Source organism: Thermosynechococcus sp. NK55a (assembly GCF_000505665.1).
Classification (GTDB): Bacteria; Cyanobacteriota; Cyanobacteriia; order Thermosynechococcales; family Thermosynechococcaceae; genus Thermosynechococcus.
The window spans coordinates 1,973,602-1,991,647 of record NC_023033.1; the positions used below are offsets into that span (position 1 = coordinate 1,973,602).

An 18,046-nucleotide genomic window follows, 5' to 3' on the forward strand; every position below is an offset into this window, starting at 1 on the left:
TGTCCGTAACCATGATGGACGGTCTTCGTGAGCTACTGGCTAACCATGTCCTCTGGGTTGCTTTCGCCGCAAGCGCGATCGCTCAAATGCTCAAGTTACTGATTGACATTGCCAAGCACCGCAAGCTCAATTTCCGCGTTTTGGTGGAAACCGGTGGCATGCCTAGTTCCCATTCCGCCCTGGTCACGGCTTTGGCGACTGGAGTGGGGCGGCAGCGGGGCTGGGATAGCATTGAGTTTGCAATCGCCATTGTCTTTGCCTGTATTGTCATGTATGATGCCGCTGGGGTACGCCAAGCAGCGGGTAAACAAGCCCGCATTCTCAATCAAATTGTTGATGAATTTTTCCAAGATGGGCACGAATTGGCAGAAGCCCACCTCAAGGAGTTGTTGGGTCACACCCCCATTCAAGTGATTGCCGGTTCCGCCCTGGGGGTGGCGATCGCTTGGCTAGCGGTCTAGAGTTTTGCCTTTATTGCTCTGTCTTGCGACCATAGCAATCCTCAAAGCGGACAATATCATCCTCCCCCAGGTATGACCCCGACTGCACCTCAATCATCTCAAGGGGAATTTTCCCCGGATTGGCCAAACGGTGCACTGCTCCCACGGGAATATAGGTGGACTCATTTTCGGTAAGCAAAAACGTCTTGCCATTGCAGGTGACCTCTGCGGTGCCCCTGACCACAATCCAATGCTCGGCACGATGATGGTGCTGTTGGAGTGAAAGGCTGGCTCCTGGCTTCACCGTAATCCGCTTTACCTGAAAGCGATGACCGGCATCAATGGCATCGTAGTAGCCCCAAGGGCGATAGACCACCCGATGATTATAGGCCTCGCTGCGGTTGCGGGCTTGGAGTTGCTCCACCACCTGTTTCACCTGTTGTGCCGCCTCGCGATGGGCAATCAGAATAGCATCGGCCGTTTCCACCACCGTGAGGTTGTCCACGCCCACCAAGGCAACCAAGCGGTGCTGACTCTGGACAAAGCAGTCTTTGCTGTTACAAACGAGGACATCGCCGCGGCAACTGTTCCCCCATTCATCCTTGGGCATGATCTCCCAGAGACTCGACCAAGACCCCACATCGCTCCAGCCGCAGTCTAGGGGCACGACAGCTGCTTTTTGGGTCTTCTCCATGAGGCCATAATCCACAGAAAGATTGGGGCACTGGTCAAAGGGTTCCTTCGCCAAGCGGATAAAGTCTAAATCCTCCCGTCCCTGCCGCAGTGCCAAGCGGCAATAGTTTAAAATCTCTGGCTGTTGCTGTGCCAGTTCCGCCAAAAAACTCTGGGCCCGGAAGAGAAACATGCCGCTATTCCAAAGATAGTCCCCCTCAGCAAGATAGGCCTCTGCCGTTGCTAAATCGGGCTTCTCCACAAACTCTGCCACGCGATAGGTGTCAGGATCACTGAGGGACTCGCCGCGCCGGATGTAGCCATAGCCGGTGTGGGGAGAAGTGGGCGCAATCCCAAAGGTTACCAACCAATCCTTGGCTGCGGCTGAAAATCCCCGTTGCAGTCCCCACTGAAAATGGGCGACATCCTGAATGAGGTGATCTGCCGGCAGCACCAAGAGAAGGGCATCGCTGGCAAGGACTTCTGTGACGTAGAGGGCAGCAACGGTAATGGCAGGGGCAGTATTGCGCCCTATGGGTTCAAGTAAAATGCGCGTCGGCGTTACCCCCAGCTCCTGGAATTGCTCCGCCACCAGAAAGCGATGGGCTTCATTGGCAACAACAACGGGGGGCTGAAGTTGGGGTAGGCCCTGCAACCGTTGCCAGGTTTGCTGTAGCAGACTCTTGCCTTCGGGAGTTAGGCGCATAAACTGCTTGGGATGGGCTTGTCGCGACAATGGCCAGAGGCGACTTCCTACGCCCCCCGATAGAATGACGGGAATACAGTCCATGCCAAAACTCCCCAGTGGTATTGTGACCCCTAAGGGTAGTTTAACCACAGGCAGCCTACTGTTGACCCACTGCCATTCCCTGATCCCCTAAAATGGAGAACGATTTCTGTGGAGTGTCCTATGGCAATTAAAAAAGGAGATTTGGTGAAGGTTGTTGCTGAAAAGTTGGCCAATAGTCTTGAGGCTCTAGCGAGTGATCACCGCTACCCCCCCTATCTCTTTGAGGGACGGGGCGAGGTGGTGGAAATTCGCGGTGACTATGCCCAGATTAAATTTCCAGTGCCCACTCCCACGGTTTGGCTGCGGCTCGATCAACTTGAGGTTGCCAAATAACCCCCATCAGTGTCTTTTGCTCCTCTGTTCTTCTGGCAGCTAGTGAAGAGTACCAGTGTTAGCAATTTTCAGCGTGTCTGGATATGATGAAGGCAATGCTGTTGCTTAACATTTGGTAATGCTGGTTCAACCTTCGCAACCTCAACGCTGGTTTCAGTGGCTCAAGCAGACACTCTTTTTTGGCCAAGACCCCAGTGGTGAACTCTTAGCCATTTTGCTGGTGTATTTTGTCCAAGGGGTTTTGGGCTTAGCACGGCTGGCCATTAGCTTTTTCTTTAAGGATGAGTTGGGGCTGTCGCCGGCGGAAGTGGCGGCGTTGATGGGTGTGGCTGCGCTGCCCTGGGTGATTAAGCCGGTCTTTGGTCTGGTTTCTGATAGCTTGCCGCTTTTGGGATTTCGCCGCCGCTCCTATCTTGTCCTGGCGGGCTTGCTGGGCTGTGGGGCGTGGTTGAGCCTGGGGACCTGGGTGGCTACCCCTTGGCAGGCAATGGCAGCGATTCTAGCAGCATCGATCGCGATCGCCCTCAGTGATGTGATTGTCGATTCACTGGTGGTTGAACGGGCACGCCAAGAATCCGCCACAGAAATGGGAACTCTACAATCCCTAAGCTGGGCCGCTACTGCTGTGGGGGGCATCCTCACCGCTTACTTTAGTGGCCAACTGCTGCAGTGGTTTAGTCCGCGTACAGTCTTTCAAATTACGGCGGTGTTTCCCCTCTTGGTGTCGGCGGTTGCCTGGGCGATCGCCGAAGCACGGGTCACAGCTCGGCCTCAACTGAGTCAGACTTGGGAGCATATCAACCGTGTGCGCCAAGCCATGATGCAAAAACGGATTTGGTTGCCGGTGGCCTTCCTCTTCCTCTGGCAGGCAACCCCCGGCTCGGAATCCGCTTTCTTTTTCTTTACAACGAATGAGTTGGGCTTTGAGGCGGAGTTTTTGGGGCGGGTGCGCCTTGTCACTAGCATCGCCTCCCTCTTGGGGGTGTGGATTTTTCAGCGGTATTTGAAAACGCTGCCCCTGCGTACCATATTTTTCTGGAGCACGATTCTTTCGGCTTTTTTAGGACTCTCTAGCTTGATTTTGGTCACCCACCTCAATCGCCAATGGGGCATTAGTGACCAGTGGTTTAGCTTGGGTGATAGCTTGATTTTGGCTGTCATGGGGCAAATTGCCTTTATGCCAGTACTGGTCTTGGCGGCGCGGTTGTGTCCGCCGGGGATTGAGGCCACCCTCTTTGCGCTGCTGATGTCCATTAGCAACCTTGCCAATTTGGTCTCCCATGAGTTGGGGGCGCTGCTGACCCACTGGCTGGGGATTACCGAGCACAACTTCGATCGCCTGTGGTTGCTGGTGCTCATTACTAACCTAAGTACGCTATTGCCACTACCGCTGTTGAACTGGTTGCCGCAGCAACTGCCCGCCCCCACCTCTCAATCCGCTGTCGCTGTTGAGTTGGAGCCAAGTGTTCCATGACTGGAGTTTTAGATCGCCCCTACACAATGACCGATTGGCGGGGGGGTACCGAATCCCTGACCCAAGAGTATGACTATTGGATTGAGGATGTCGAAGGCACGGTGCCCCCGGATTTGGTGGGGACCCTCTACCGCAATGGCCCTGGACTGTTGGAGCGCGGCGGAGTGTCCTTAGCCCATCCCTTTGATGGCGACGGCATGATCTGTGCCTTTCGCTTTGAGAAGGGACGGGTACATTTTCGCAATCGCTACGTGCGCACTGCCGGATTTTTGGCGGAGGAAAAGGCCAATCGCCTGCTCTATCGCGGTGTCTTTGGCACCCAAAGGCCGGGCGGCTGGCTCGCCAATTTTCTCGATACCCGTGTCAAAAATATTGCCAATACCCATGTAATCTATTGGGCAGGGAAATTACTGGCGCTCTGGGAAGCAAGCCTGCCCCACCGCCTTGATCCTGTGACCCTAGAAACCATTGGACTCGACAACCTAGGCGGTCTCCTCAAGGAGAGTGATGCCTTTGCAGCGCATCCCCGCTTTGACCCCCAGACGCAGCGGCTGGTGAATTTTGGTGTTAAGCCCGGTCTTAATACCCGCATTAGGCTCTATGAGTTTGATGCCACTGGTCAGTGTGTTTCGCAACCAACATTTCAAATTCCAGGGTTTGCCTTTATCCATGACTTTGCCCTCACCCCCAATTACGCCATTGTTTTTCAAAACCCAGTGCAATTCAATCCCTTGCCCTATCTGCTAGGACTGCGGGGCGCTGCCCAGTGCATTCAATTCAATGCTCAGGAACCGACACGGGTTTGGCTGCTGCCCCGTCGGGGGGGCAGTCCCCAGATGCTGACGATGCCTGCTTGTTTTGTCTTCCACCATGCCAATGCCTACGAAGCGGGGGATGAAATCCACGTGGAGTCCATTGCCTACAGCCACTTTCCCAATTTGGAACCGGGCATGGATTTTCGGGAGGTGAATTTTGCGGCCCTGCCCGCAAGTTTGCTGTGGCGGATCCGGTTGAATCCGAAGACCAAAGCCGTGGACTGGCAGGTGGTGAGCGATCGCCCCTGCGAATTTCCTGTGGTGCATCCAGCTAAGGTGGGGCAACCCTATCGCTACACCTATTTGGCGGCGGGGCATGATCCGAAAACCAATGCACCCCTACAGGCACTGTGGCGGCGCGATCGCCAGACGGGCGAAGAACAGTTTTGGTCAGCAGCGCCGCGCGGTTTTGTCAGTGAGCCGATCTTTGTCCCCCGTGGTCTGCAAAAGGGGGACTTTCTCTGGCAGGGGGCCCAAGGAGAAGAGGATGGCTGGCTGTTGCAGGTGGTTTATGATGCCAGTTGCCACAAATCGCAGTTACTCATCTTTGATGCTGCGGCCATTAGCGCCGGCCCTGTGGCACGGTTGCACCTGAAACACCACATTCCCTACGGTCTCCACGGTTCATTTACCACGGTGGTCTAGGCAATGGCAATTGAAATTGAGCGCAAGTTCCTCGTCACAGGTGAACAATGGCGGTCCCTGGCCACAAGTGTGGCCGAACTTGCCCAAGGCTACCTCTCAACGGTTCCTGAGCGCACTGTGCGCGTGCGTCTTGCGGGTGAGGAGGCATGGATCACGATCAAGGGCAAAGCCAGTGGTGGCCAACGCCGTGAGTATGAGTATGCTATCCCCGTTGCCGATGCCAGGGAACTCCTTGCGGAATTGTGCCTGCAACCAATCATTCAGAAAAATCGCTATCGCATCCCGGCGGGTGACCTCTGTTGGGAAATTGATGAATTTGCTGGCGCCTGTGCGGGTCTCATTTTGGCAGAAATTGAATTGCCCTGTGTTGACTATCCCCTGACTTTACCCCCTTGGATTGGCCTTGAGGTGACCGACGATCCCCGCTATACCAATGCCTACTTAGCGGAGCATCCCTATCAGGCGTGGTCAACCTGAATTCCTAAGATTGGATAGCATGCAAAAATATCCCACGGCTTCACTATGCTTGCTCGGATTCGCCAGATTACCCAAACCCTCACGCCCCGTCTCATTGAAATTCGTCGCCATTTGCACCGCTACCCCGAATTGAGTGGCCAAGAACATCAAACCGCTGCCTATGTGGCTGGGGTGCTGTCCTCCGTAGGCTTAACTGTACAGCAGGATGTGGGCAAAGTGGGGGTGATTGCTGAGCTGGAGGGGAATCCTCAAGAACAGCGGCTCTTGGCCATTCGCACCGATATGGATGCCCTGCCGATTCAAGAGCGCACCGGACTCGAGTTTAGCTCGAAACATACGGGGGTGATGCACGCCTGCGGCCACGATGTCCACACGACAGTGGGTCTTGGCACGGCAATGGTCTTAGCCGCCCTCAAGGAGGAGTTCCCTGGCCGCGTGCGGTTTATTTTTCAGCCTGCGGAAGAAATTGCCCAAGGGGCCAGTTGGATGATTGCTGACGGCGCCATGAAAGAGGTGAGTGCCATTTTGTCGCTCCATGTTTTCCCAAGTATTCCAGCGGGGGACGTGGCGGTGCGCTATGGTGCTTTGACAGCCGCTGCCGATGACATTGAGTTAACGATTTTGGGGGAATCGGGGCATGGGGCGCGCCCCCATGAAGCGGTGGATGCCATTTGGATTGCTGCTCAAGTTATCAGTGCTTTGCAACAGGCCATTAGTCGTACCCAAAATCCGTTGCGCCCCGTGGTGCTCACTTTTGGCAAAATTCAGGGGGGACGGGCGGCCAATGTCATTGCTGATCAGGTAACACTTCAGGGAACCGTGCGATCGCTCCATCCGGAAACCCGTGCTACCCTTCCTACTTGGATTGAGCAAATTGTGGCTAATGTCTGCCACGCCTACGGTGCCCGCTACCAGCTCCACTATCGGCGGGGGGTGCCGGGAGTGGAAAATACCCCCTACCTATCGCAATTGCTGGCCGAGGCGGCCACTGATGTGGTCGGTGCCCCCCATGTGCATATCTTGCCAGAACCGTCCCTTGGGGCAGAAGATTTTGCTCTTTACCTAGAGCACGCCCCCGGTGCGATGTTTCGCCTTGGCGTCGGGTTTCGCGATCGCCCCAACTATCCGCTGCATCACCCCGAATTTGATGTGGATGAACAGGCCATTCCTGTGGGGGTCATGACCCTTGCCCATGCGGCCTGTCGCTATTGGCAGATTCCCTACTGATGACCTACTAATGACGATTGGCCTGGTAGAGCATCCCTAGGGCGATCGCGCTCACAATTCCCTTCGGTAGCCAACTGGCCACCATCGGGTCCACCGCTCCACCCTCGCCAAAGGCAGTGAAAATAAAAGCGGCAACATAGTAGCCAAAAATAATCACCACACTCAGCCCAAAGGCTCGTCCCTGTCCTTGGCGGGGAGAACTGATCCCCAAAACAGCGCCAATGACAGCAAAACTGAGACACAAAAAGGGGAGGGAGAGCTTTTCCTGCAACTGCACCCGCCACTGCCGCAAGCGTTTGGTATCGCCACTTTCCGCCAAAATTTGCAAGTACCGATAGATTTCGCGGCTGGTCATAAACTCTGGTACCCGCGTTTCCATAGCTAAATCAAGGGGGGTGCGGGGGTAGTCAAACCTTCGTTCTGAGAAGCTCTCGGCCACATCATAGTTGCCATCGCCCCTGAGGTGGTGGTAGGTTCCCTGACGAAACAGCCACGCTGAGCCCTGCCACTGAGCTTTCTGGGCTGTAATAATTTCCCGCAACTGCCCCTGCTCAAAGTTCAACACCGTCACTTGAGCCATGACCTGCCCATCAAAACGATGGGCAAAAAAGAGTTGCTGCAGGTGTCCCTCGACAAAACGACGGTAGAAGATATTGCGGGTCTGAAAGGTGGGTTGCGGGCGGTGGATCGCCACCTCCAAGGTCTTGATGGCGCGGTAGGCCATGGGGGGAGCCACCAGTTCATTGAGGGCAAAGGTGAAGAGCAAGGCACAGAACCCCGCTAAGAGCGCCGGTCGCACCAGACGCACTGGACTAACCCCACAGCTTTTACAGGCAATCAGTTCACTGCGGCGGGAGAGTTGACTATAGGAAAGAAGCGCACTAAAAAGCATCGCCATGGGAATGCCCAGCACCGCGAAGGTGGGTAAGCGCAGAAAAAAAACTTGAATGGCACTGAGGAGGCCAAGGTTGTGCTCCACCATAGTGCGAATCAGGTAGAACACGGTACCAATAACAGCAGCGATCGCCGTAAAAATGCCAAAACCAAAGACAAAGGGGCGAATCATCTCCCGCAGGATATAGCGATCCAACAGGGAGAATCGCGGCTGCCAAGGCAGCTTCTGAAGAGGTCGGGCGATCGCCAACATTATCTATAGCCCCAGGCGAGGTTTTGCCAACTTCCAATAACGAAAGAATCGCTTCAAATCTGCATTGGCTGGCAAGGTAACAAAGGGCTCTGGCTCTAGGATCTCCAGGGGATAGGCCAATTGCCCACAAATGGCGCGAAAGCGGGGGCTAGGACTTGCCATCGTCACCAGGCGATCGCCCCCGTGCACCTCCACAAAGGCATTCACCAAGGGCGCCACCTCACCACGGTACATTTGCACAGGTAGATCCAGCAGGCACTCATAGAGAAACACCAGCCGCTTCAGACGAATTTGCCATTCCTTGAGCAAGGCCACATCCCAGACAAAAATTGCCGGTGCTGTCGGGTAGCGGCTAAAGATTGGGGCCTTAGGGTCGAGGCAGTCCCCATGTACCCAGAGAATTGGCTGCCCCATTAGCGTTGCATGACCTCTTTTTTCAACTGTTTGCTGTCCCGCTGCGCTGCGGCTGCCAAGTCGGCATCCAAGAGGGTTTGACCGGTGGCTGCCAAATAGACATCATCTAGACTAGGTCGTGATTGCGCCAAGCTAAAGAGGGGCAGTCCTGCTTCCTCTAGCGCCGTTCTAATGGCTGCGATCGCCACAGTGACATCTGTGACTACCAGATTTAAGGAGTTGCCTTGGTTGGTGTTAATCAGGACGGATTTGACGCAGTCCAATTGACTGAGAAGACCCTGCGCCATTTGCGCCTCTTGACGCGGTGTGAATTCCCGCACCCGCAACGTGACGCGATCGCCCCCGATATTAGCCTTGAGTTCCTCAGGAGAACCACTGGCAATCACCTGTCCCTTATCCAGAATCACCAAGCGATCGCTGAGGAGATCCACCTCCTCCAGGTAGTGGCTGGTCAAGATAATCGTCAGTCCTTGGGCCTTGAGATCCCGCAGCACATCCCAAATCACTTGGCGACTTTCAATGTCGAGACCTACGGTGGGTTCATCCAAGACAAGCACTTGGGGTTGGTGTAGAAGTCCCGCTGCAAGATCAAAGCGTTTGCGAATGCCACCAGAGTAGGTGCCACACTGGCGATCGCGCCATTGCAGCAGATCTAAGCGTGCCAGCACCGCCTCAATGCGCTCCGGAATCAGGGCACGGGGAATGTGGTACAGCGCCGCCTGCAATTCTAGAAATTCCTGACCCGTAAGAATTTTATCGAGGGCCACCTCTTGGGCCACATAGCCTAATTTTTGGCGCACCAAATGGGGTTGGTGGAGCACCGAGAAGCCGCAGACTTCCAGTAGCCCCGCATCCGGTTGCGAGAGGGTACACAGACAGCGCAGCGTTGTCGTTTTCCCTGAGCCATTTGGCCCCAGCACCCCAAAAATTTCCCCTTGATGGGCTGTAAAGGAGACATCGGCCACCGCTGTAATGGCCCCGTAGGACTTCTTGAGATGTTCGACCTTTACCGTGGCTGTCATGGTCATTAACTCTGTGTGCGATTCCTTTAACATTTTGACAGATATTTCTCCTTGCTTTGGGGTGCGTGCTACAACAGCAACTAGAGCCTATTGGGTAGGGGTCCCATGGCCACTGCTGAAACTACACCCATTGCCGTAGTCATGCACCTCACGGGCGATCGCCTGCGATTGCGGATTCAAGAACTGAAAACCGATGTCGGCTTTCGCGATTCCTTGACTGCCTACCTGAAAACCCTCCGAGGTATCAAGTCTGTTCACGTTAACCCCCTTGCCGCCTCGATCACCATTGAGTATCACCTCGAGCAAATCACTCCCCTGCAACTGCTCGCGGCCATTCAATTTTGGGGGGATGTCCAGATCATCGGCCAAGGCAATAGGGGCTTGCAAAACCTCACCCGCGCCTTTGATCTCGAACCCGAAGAAGTCGGCAACAAACTCACCTCCATGGGCGGGTTTCTCATAGGCGGCTACGTGGGCGATATGCTCGGTGGCATGGCGGGGGGAACGGCGGGTGGTCTGTTTATGGGGCCTGCGGGTGTAGTCATGGGGGTGCAAGTGGGCACCTTTGTTGGTGGCGTCATTGGTGCGCGACTGGGGATGGAAGCCAGTGAGCAGATGACCCAACTGCAATTTACTGCCCTTGAGGAAACTCCAGAACGGCTCGTGAAAGCTCTGGAGATTCGCAGCGGTGACAAAATTGGCGGTGCAGCCGGTGAAATTGCTGGCGGCTTGGCGGGACAAGTGGTCTTAGGACCTGTGGGTGAAACCCTTGGGCGCATGGTGGGCAATATGGTTGGTTCGCAACTCGGGGAAGATCTGGGGCGACAGTTAGCCGAGCCATCCCCTGAGGAACCTTCTCCCCCCTCGCTGCATCTTTTCCTGGAGTGGTGGGTGAAAACCAGTCAAACCTTTATGAAGGAAACGCTATTGGGCACCCTCGGTGGAATTGTGGCACGGGCAATGCTGGGTCCTCAAGCCGAAGCTGAGGGCATCCGAGCCGGTACCCGGATTAGTCGTCATCTCGATATGCAACAGTCCAACACCGCACCAGGAGAGAAAAAGTATAATCCTAAAGTAATAGCCTATGGAGATGTCCAGCGCGACAGGAGCGAACTAATGCTCGATACAATCTTACTCCTCATTATCGTCGTGATGGGAATTGCCGTTGGCTTCAACAGCATTGACCTACTCCCAGAAACAGTTCTTGCTCAAGTGGCCAATGTGCGGGGATTGCAGTGGGTCATGGCTGGCTTTGGCGCCATCGTTGGCATTGCCCTTGGCTTATTGTTGCAGTCGCTTTACCATCGTCTCGAGCGCAGTATCCGCCAATTGCCTCCGGAAACGCTCCTGTCGCGGGCAGTGGGTCTTGTTGTGGGGCTGCTCCTTGCCAATTTGATGCTGGCACCGATTTTTCTGTTGCCCATTCCCAAGGACTTCTCCTTTATTAAGCCTCTGATTGCTGTTCTCACTAGCATTCTCTTTGCCTATTCGGGGACAACCTTGGCTGATAGCCACGGACCTGCCCTACTGCGGTTAATTAACCCCAATGCTGTTGCCAGCAGCCTTCTGGCGGAGGGAATGCTCAAACCTGCCCGTGCAAAGGTGCTGGATACCAGTTGCATTATCGATGGCCGCATTGAGGCGCTGTTGAATCTAGGGGTATTTGAAGGGCAAATCATTGTGCCCCAGTTTGTGCTTCAGGAGTTGCAACTGATTGCCGATGCGGGGAATGAGCAAAAACGGATTCGCGGTCGGCGGGGTCTAGATGTCCTCAATCGCCTCCAAGCTAGTTTGGGTGATCGCATTGTCATTCACTCTGCAGACTATCCAGAATTAACGACGGTGGACGCCAAGCTAGTGCGCCTGTGCCAAGAGATCAACGGCACCCTGGTCACCAATGATTTGAATCTGAACAAAGTTGCCCGCTTCCAGAAAGTGGATGTCTTTAACGTCAATGAAGTTGCCCAAGCCCTGCGTCCCATTTATCTCCCTGGGGATACGCTGGAGTTGAAAATTCTTAAGGAAGGCAAAGAGCCTGCCCAAGGGGTGGGATACCTTGAGGATGGCACCATGGTGGTGGTGGAAGAAGGGGTGGATCACATTGGCGATCAACTCTCGGTGGTCGTCACCAGTGCCCTGCAAACTTCAGCAGGACGGATGATTTTTGCCCGTCTGCAAATGCCAACCATGGCCTAAGTTCGCCCTTTTAGGGGGTCTGCTGATGACCCATGAGTCACCCAAGCCCACTTCACCCCCACGGCTGGTTTTACCGTGGGTCTGGGGTTTATTTGTTTTTAGCCTGCTATTTCTGCTGGGCGTATTGTTGGCAACAGTCTGGCAACCGACACTCTTTCCCATCGATTTGGTCAATCCAGATCAATTGCGACCTCTACCGGACCTCTTGCAAATGCCTTCGGATCAGATGAGTAGGTGGTGGCCGGTCATGGTTGCGGGAATGGTGGCGATCGCCCTCAATTTTATTCCCAGCAATAATGTCACCCGCCTCATTATGCGCCTCATTGTCATTCTCTTTGGCTGTCGCTATCTGGTGTGGCGTGGCTGGGTGACGCTGAATGATGCCCACTGGTTGAGTTTTGGAGCAAGTGTCGGTTTCTACGGTCTTGAGCTACTGTACTTTTTGACCTATGTGCTCTACTTTTATCAAACGGCATGGCTGACAACTGCCTGGCGATCGCGCCAGGCCAATCACTACCAGCAGGCGGTTCTTAGTGGTGAATACTGCCCCAGTGTCGATGTTTTCATTCCCACCTACAATGAAGCCCCCTACATTTTGCAGCGAACTATTATTGGCTGCCAGGCAATGAATTACAGAAACAAAACCATCTATGTCCTTGACGATGGCCGTCGTCCGGAAATTGCCGATCTCTGTGAGCAGCTAGGGGTCAACTATCTCACTCGCCCCACCAATGAACACCGCAAAGCAGGGAATCTTAACCATGCCCTGAAACACACCCGCGGCGAACTGATTGTTGTTTTTGATGCCGACTTTATTCCCTTTCAGAACTTCCTGACTCGCACAGTGGGCTTTTTTCAGGATGATCAGGTGTCCATGGTGCAAACCCCCCAGCACTTTTTTAACCCTGACTATTACTCCCGAAACCTTGGCATTGAGTTTATGATGCCCGGGGATATGGAGTACTTTTTTGGGTTTATTCAGCCGGGACGGGACTTCGGCAACGCTATTATTTGCTGCGGTACCTCCTATGTCGTTCGCCGCCGTGACCTAGAAGCCATCGGTGGATACTATACCCGCTGTGTGGTGGAAGATTTCCAAACAGGGACAAAGATGCAGATTGCTGGTTACCGTTTGATCTATCTCAATGAAATTCTCAGTATGGGGGAATCTCCCCGCAATTTTCAGGATTATTTAGAGCAACGGCTGCGCTGGCTCCAAGGGAATATGCAAATCTATTTCTGTGGCGATGATCTTCCCATCTGGTCAAAGCTCTCTTGGTTTCAGCGCAGTTGTCACCTATCGCTGCTGCTGTACAACATCAATCCCTTTATCCGCACCTGCTTTCTCATTGGCCCATTTTTGAGCCTGATGACGGGCATTTCCCTGACAGTAGCCACCTTGAGCGAGTATCTTTTCTACGCCCTGCCCTACACCCTGCTGATGATCGCCACCTTTAGCTGGGCTACAGAAGGACGGTATTTTTCGATCTGGGGTGAGGTTCATGAAGTCACCTTTGCCTTTCCAGGTATGGTGCAACTGATTAAAATCCTCCGCAATCCCTTTGGCAAAATTGGCAGCATTGTCACTAATAAAGGAACAGTGTCCAATCGCAAATGTTTGAATTTACGCTTTACGTGGCCATTGGTTGTCTTTGTGGTGGCGGTGGGAGTGGGGATCTTTATCCGCTATGGTGGCTACTGGCTCCACATTTGGCCGCCAATGGAGTATGAACGGTCGGGTTTAGAGCTGATGTTGGCTTGGACCATCTATAACGCCTTTATTGCCTTAATTGCTGTTTTATCCGCCATTGATCAGCCTACCCGTCGCCAGAGCGATCGCTTCCCCGTTTGCACTGTGTGTCGCTTTCAACTGGGGAATCAAACCTACTGGGGCTATACCCGGGATCTTTCGGAGACAGGGGCGGCTCTATTACTGACCGCTGGCCGGTTTGTGGAAGACCAAGGCAATCAGGTGGGGACGCTCACTTTTTTAGAGCAGGACTTTAGTGTGACCGCAGCTGTTGTTCGCAGCCGTGCAGAAGACGAGAAATGCTGTATTTACCTGCGGTTTCTTGAGGTCGGTGATGAGGCACAGCGGGGCCTAGTACAACTGCTCTATGGTGGCCTCACATGGTGGCACAAACCGAAAGCCCCCAATGGCCTAGATGCCTTTTGGCCAATGTTGATTCGTCTATTCGACTTTCGATCGCTCTTTAGCCTCTATAGCAATAACTAGGAACAACTGACCATCGGCTCACGGCTTAAAAATTTGCCCTGGGGGACAACGACAGTTGGGCAACAGGGGAGATGTCAACGTATTCTTTTGAATAACGCCGGCTCCCATCCAGGCACAACTAGGACCCGTTACTGGTGACCATGCCTAAAGTTGGCCGTCAAAATTTCTACAGATAGGGGATTTACCAGTGGGGGCACCGCTCACCCCTGACTCCCCACTAATCATTACTAAATCATTTCGTACTAATCATTTCGTAGCGATTGCCGTTCTTGGGTAATAGCTCCGGAGCCCCACTGATCTAGAGATGCTTAAGAAAACTAGCAAGGCCTACCCTGTGTCATTTCCAGTTCTTGAGAACTACCATACTGCCTGTGCAGCCCTTTTTGCAGGGTGGTAAAAGCTGCTTTATAACCAAGCTACCAAGAGTGTGGCCACGCCCAAGCCCGTGAGGGCAATCCAAATGAAGGCATTTGGTAAAGGAGTAGCGGGGGGCGGTGGTTCTTGGGGTTTTGGGGTGGGAGCCGATGGCCTTTTCGAGGAGCGGCGATTGGGGGAGGTGTAGCTGCGATCGCCCAGGTGGGATAGGTCAGGAATTTCGCTATACCATTCTGGACGGCGTTTCAGTTGGGGAGCCTCCAAAATCGCTAGCAAGCGACGACTTTCCTGCCGCGTGTGAGGATCGGGATGCCGTTGGAGTTGACGGCAGAGACTCACGGCTGCCCCTTGATCGCCAGCAGCGCTATAAGCTGTGACTAACCAGAGACTAATTTCTCCTGATTGCACCGCATTTCCCTCAGCCAGCGCCGCCGCCTGTCCCAACAGGGCAACGGACTGTTGATAGTTGCCCCGCTCAAAAGCCTCTTGTCCTTGTTGAAAGAGGACAGCTACCGCATCCGTCATTGCTTAAACTTAATAAACTTAAAAGAGAAAATAACGTTGGGCAAGGGGTAAGACACTGGCCGGTTCACAGGTGAGCAATTCACCATCCGCCCGCACCTCATAGGTTTCGGGATCTACCTCAATGTGGGGTAAGTAGTCATTGAGCTTGAGATCTGCTTTGCGCAGTTGGCGGATGTGGCGCACCGGCAGCACTGTTTTTTGCAACCCCAACTGTTCTGGAAGGTTGTTGGCAATGCCTGCTTGAGACATAAAGGTTACTGAGGTGGCGGTTTGGCAGCCCCCATAGCTGGCAAACATGGGTTGCATGTGCACTGGTTGGGGCGTGGGAATACTGGCATTGGCATCCCCCATTTGAGCGTAGGCAATCATTCCCCCCTTGATTACCAGCTCCGGCTTGACTCCAAAGAAAGCGGGCTTCCAGAGGCACAGATCAGCAATTTTGCCCACCTCTACTGATCCCACATACTCAGCAATGCCGTGGGTAATGGCAGGATTAATCGTGTACTTGGCTACATAGCGGCGGGCGCGAAAGTTGTCATGATCGACGCCCGGCTGTTGGGGATCCCTGAGATGTCCCCGCTGCAGCTTCATTTTGTGAGCAGTTTGCCATGTGCGAATAATACTCTCCCCCACCCGTCCCATTGCTTGGGAGTCCGAAGAGATAATACTAAAGGCCCCGAGGTCATGGAGAACATCTTCAGCAGCAATGGTTTCTCTGCGAATCCGCGACTCGGCAAAGGCCACATCTTCAGGAATATTGGGGTCGAGGTGGTGGCACACCATCAACATATCCAAGTGCTCATCGAGGGTATTGACAGTGTAGGGGCGAGTGGGATTAGTGGAAGAGGGCAACACATTGGCTTGACCACAGACCTTAATAATGTCCGGGGCATGTCCTCCGCCGGCGCCCTCAGTGTGATAGGCGTGAATGGTGCGGTTTTTGAAGGCAGCAATGGTGTCTTCGACAAACCCAGATTCGTTAAGGGTGTCGGTGTGGATGGCCACCTGAATGTCGTAGTCTTCAGCCACACTCAAACAGGTGTCAATGGCAGCAGGGGTAGTGCCCCAGTCTTCGTGGAGTTTAAGACCAACAGCGCCCGCCTGCACTTGCTCAATCAGTCCTTGGGGTTGGCTGCTATTGCCCTTGCCCAAAAAGCCTAAATTCACTGGAAAGGCATCGGCAGCTTGAAGCATGCGGTAGATGTTCCAAGGTCCTGGCGTACAGGTGGTGGCATTGGTACCTGTGGCAGGCCCCGTTCCGCCACCAATCATTGTTGTAATCCCCGAGGCAATGGCAGTGGCAATCTGCTGTGGACAGATAAAGTGAATGTGGGCGTCAATCCCCCCAGCAGTGAGGATCATGCCTTCGCCAGCGATCGCCTCCGTGCCAGGGCCAATGATAATATCTACCCCCTCTTGGGTGTAGGGGTTTCCTGCTTTACCAATTTTGTAGATCTTGCCCTCTTTGATGCCGACATCGGCCTTGACAACGCCCCACCAATCCAGAATGACCGCATTGGTGATCACCACATCCACTGCGCCTTCTGCATTAGCAATGGGGGACTGTCCCATCCCGTCGCGGATCACTTTGCCGCCGCCAAACTTGACTTCATCACCGTAGTGGGTGTAGTCGCGCTCAATTTCAATAATGAGATCAGTATCCGCAAGTCGCAGGCGATCGCCCACCGTCGGGCCATAGGTTTCTGCATAAGTCTGGCGATCAATGCGGTAGCTCATGGGGGTCTAAAGAGGTCAGGTGGCAGAGAAGTCCGGCCTTCTCAGTCTAAATTTAGCCTAATTCTTCGACAACAACGAGTCCCTTTTTAATCAAAGCCTGCAGGTCAGCATTGTGGGTTTTGCAGTTGCGCCAGCGCCGCTCATCGACATTTTCATTGCGACCGGGTTGAAGGGTCACAGGCCCAAAGAAACTATCAAAGGTCATGGGCTGTTCGAGGTAGCTAATCACAGTCAGCATGGCAGCAGACGTTCGACAAAATCACTATTTTCAGAATAAGGCTAGAGTGGATCTGATGCCGAGTTGAGTTAAGTATGGTTCGCAGGCGGTTGAGTTTGGTTGGGATGGTGATCGCCCTTGGCGCCCTAACGGCGTGTTCATTGCGTTTGCCCGATCGCACCCCCTCCACCCCCAAGACAGAGGCGTCTCTGCCTCCCCTTGCCCCCATGGAGCGACCCAATGCGAGTGAGAATTTCATTGCCAAGGTGGTTGCTGAGGCGGGGCCAGCGGTGGTGAGTATTGATACTCTACGACTGGGCCGCAGTGGGGAGGATCGTTTTCTCGATCCTTTCCTAATGCCAGATGTGCCGGTGCGCCAAGGTCAAGGCTCTGGGTTTATCTTTACGCCCGATGGCAAAATCATGACCAATGCCCATGTGGTGGAAGGGGCTAGCGCCGTGCGAGTCACGCTTCCCGATGGTCGCCAGTACGATGGCAAGGTGCTGGGTGCTGATTCCCTGACGGATGTGGCGGTGGTGCAAATTAATGCCAGGAATCTGCCCACGGTTCAACTGGGGAATTCCGACACCTTGAAGCCCGGTGAGTGGGCGATCGCCATCGGCAACCCCTTGGGGCTGAGTAACACCGTCACTGCTGGGATTATCAGTGCCATGGGGCGTGCCAGTAGTGAAATTGGTGCTGCCGATAAGCGCGTGAGCTTCATTCAAACGGATGCAGCCATTAATCCGGGAAATTCCGGGGGGCCACTCCTGAATGCCGCCGGTCAAGTGGTGGGGGTCAATACGGCGGTGATTTCCCAAGCGCAGGGCCTTGGCTTTGCCATTCCCATCAATACGGCCTATCGCATTGCTGAGCAAATTATTACCACGGGTGGCGCTCAGCACCTCTACTTAGGCATTCGCATGGTGCCCCTAACTCCAGAACTGGCACTACAAATCCGTGAACAACAGCCCAACTGGACCTTGAACCGAACCCAAGGCACTCTGATCATTGGCGTTGCCCCCAATTCGCCAGCGGCAAAAGCGGGTCTGCAAGCGGGAGATTGGATTGCCAAAGTTAACGACATTAACCAACCCACCCCGCAACAAGTACAAAGCGTTGTTGAGCAAACGAAACTCGGGGAGAAAATTACTTTGGAGATTCAACGGGGCGATCGCCGGCAAACCATGAGCCTTAAACCAGAGCCAATGCCGCCGGAATTGTATCCCTCCTCTCAGCCAGAATAAGTTACCAGAATAAGTTAGTGAATAGTGGGGCTACAGTAGTGCCACTTTTCCTGCAAA

General features: G+C 54.1%; 16 protein-coding genes and 1 pseudogene. 10 read left to right on the plus strand and 7 right to left on the minus strand.

What is annotated here, in order from left to right; genetic code table 11:
* The first annotated feature begins 11 nt into the window (after positions 1–11).
* Positions 12–461, plus strand: a complete 450-nt coding sequence (locus NK55_RS09570; RefSeq protein WP_024125522.1) for a divergent PAP2 family protein — start codon at positions 12–14, stop codon at positions 459–461.
* Between the two features lie 10 nt (positions 462–471).
* Here NK55_RS09570 and NK55_RS09575 read toward each other — a convergent pair whose 3' ends face one another.
* Positions 472–1,902 carry a mannose-1-phosphate guanylyltransferase/mannose-6-phosphate isomerase gene (locus NK55_RS09575; RefSeq protein ID WP_024125523.1) on the minus strand — a complete coding sequence of 477 codons (1,431 nt, stop codon included), beginning with the start codon at positions 1,900–1,902 and terminating at the stop codon, positions 472–474.
* 120 nt (positions 1,903–2,022) lie between these two features.
* On the opposite strand from NK55_RS09575, the gene ndhO reads away from it, so the two are divergent.
* The 5 genes from ndhO to NK55_RS09600 all read left to right on the plus strand — a co-directional run bounded on the left by ndhO (position 2,023) and on the right by NK55_RS09600 (position 6,873).
* Positions 2,023–2,235 (plus strand): photosynthetic/respiratory NAD(P)H-quinone oxidoreductase subunit O, encoded by a 213-nt coding sequence (gene ndhO, locus NK55_RS09580; RefSeq protein WP_024125524.1) that lies wholly within the window; start codon positions 2,023–2,025, stop codon positions 2,233–2,235.
* A 118-nt stretch (positions 2,236–2,353) separates the two neighbouring features.
* Complete coding sequence (locus NK55_RS09585; RefSeq protein WP_024125525.1) at positions 2,354–3,709, plus strand: folate/biopterin family MFS transporter; 1,356 nt, start codon at positions 2,354–2,356, stop codon at positions 3,707–3,709.
* The gene (locus NK55_RS09590) at positions 3,706–5,169 is read left to right on the plus strand and encodes a carotenoid oxygenase family protein (protein ID WP_024125526.1); all 1,464 of its coding nucleotides are present in this window, start codon (positions 3,706–3,708) and stop codon (positions 5,167–5,169) included. The genes NK55_RS09585 and NK55_RS09590 overlap by 4 nt, the downstream gene beginning before the upstream one ends.
* A 3-nt stretch (positions 5,170–5,172) precedes the next feature.
* Positions 5,173–5,646, plus strand: a complete 474-nt coding sequence (locus tag NK55_RS09595; RefSeq protein ID WP_024125527.1) for a CYTH domain-containing protein — start codon at positions 5,173–5,175, stop codon at positions 5,644–5,646.
* A gap of 45 nt (positions 5,647–5,691) precedes the next feature.
* The gene (locus tag NK55_RS09600; RefSeq protein ID WP_024125528.1) at positions 5,692–6,873 is read left to right on the plus strand and encodes a M20 family metallopeptidase; all 1,182 of its coding nucleotides are present in this window, start codon (positions 5,692–5,694) and stop codon (positions 6,871–6,873) included.
* Positions 6,874–6,880: 7 nt separating this feature from the next.
* Here NK55_RS09600 and NK55_RS09605 read toward each other — a convergent pair whose 3' ends face one another.
* Genes NK55_RS09605 through NK55_RS09615 form a run of 3 tightly spaced genes read right to left on the minus strand, consistent with a single transcriptional unit; the run spans position 6,881 to position 9,456 of the window.
* Entirely contained in the window at positions 6,881–8,020 is a 1,140-nt protein-coding gene (locus NK55_RS09605; protein WP_024125529.1) for an LptF/LptG family permease, read from the minus strand.
* Between the two features lie 3 nt (positions 8,021–8,023).
* Positions 8,024–8,434: a hypothetical protein gene (locus tag NK55_RS09610; protein ID WP_024125530.1), complete on the minus strand. Its 411-nt coding sequence runs from the start codon at positions 8,432–8,434 to the stop codon at positions 8,024–8,026.
* Positions 8,434–9,456 (minus strand): ATP-binding cassette domain-containing protein, encoded by a 1,023-nt coding sequence (locus NK55_RS09615; protein WP_024125531.1) that lies wholly within the window; start codon positions 9,454–9,456, stop codon positions 8,434–8,436. The genes NK55_RS09610 and NK55_RS09615 overlap by 1 nt, the downstream gene beginning before the upstream one ends.
* A gap of 141 nt (positions 9,457–9,597) precedes the next feature.
* Between NK55_RS09615 and NK55_RS13855 the strand changes: the two are divergent.
* The 3 genes and pseudogenes from NK55_RS13855 to NK55_RS09625 all read left to right on the plus strand — a co-directional run.
* Positions 9,598–9,732, plus strand: a pseudogene (locus NK55_RS13855) (hypothetical protein); the annotation flags it as partial.
* Between the two features lie 840 nt (positions 9,733–10,572).
* Positions 10,573–11,652, plus strand: coding sequence for a PIN/TRAM domain-containing protein (locus NK55_RS09620; protein WP_041429819.1), 1,080 nt, complete (start codon positions 10,573–10,575; stop codon positions 11,650–11,652).
* Between the two features lie 25 nt (positions 11,653–11,677).
* A complete protein-coding gene (locus NK55_RS09625) occupies positions 11,678–13,888 on the plus strand; it encodes a glycosyltransferase (protein WP_024125533.1) in 2,211 nt (736 codons plus the stop codon).
* Positions 13,889–14,293: 405 nt separating this feature from the next.
* On the opposite strand, the gene NK55_RS09630 is transcribed toward NK55_RS09625, so the two are convergent.
* Genes NK55_RS09630 through NK55_RS09640 form a run of 3 tightly spaced genes read right to left on the minus strand, consistent with a single transcriptional unit; the run spans position 14,294 to position 16,763 of the window.
* Positions 14,294–14,788 carry a hypothetical protein gene (locus NK55_RS09630; RefSeq protein ID WP_024125534.1) on the minus strand — a complete coding sequence of 165 codons (495 nt, stop codon included), beginning with the start codon at positions 14,786–14,788 and terminating at the stop codon, positions 14,294–14,296.
* 18 nt (positions 14,789–14,806) lie between these two features.
* Entirely contained in the window at positions 14,807–16,525 is a 1,719-nt protein-coding gene (ureC, locus tag NK55_RS09635) for an urease subunit alpha (RefSeq protein ID WP_024125535.1), read from the minus strand.
* A 52-nt stretch (positions 16,526–16,577) separates the two neighbouring features.
* Positions 16,578–16,763, minus strand: coding sequence for a hypothetical protein (locus NK55_RS09640; RefSeq protein ID WP_024125536.1), 186 nt, complete (start codon positions 16,761–16,763; stop codon positions 16,578–16,580).
* A 74-nt stretch (positions 16,764–16,837) separates the two neighbouring features.
* Here NK55_RS09640 and NK55_RS09645 point away from each other — a divergent pair, with 74 nt between their 5' ends.
* The gene (locus tag NK55_RS09645) at positions 16,838–17,989 is read left to right on the plus strand and encodes a trypsin-like peptidase domain-containing protein (protein WP_051372841.1); all 1,152 of its coding nucleotides are present in this window, start codon (positions 16,838–16,840) and stop codon (positions 17,987–17,989) included.
* Positions 17,990–18,046 lie beyond the last annotated feature (57 nt).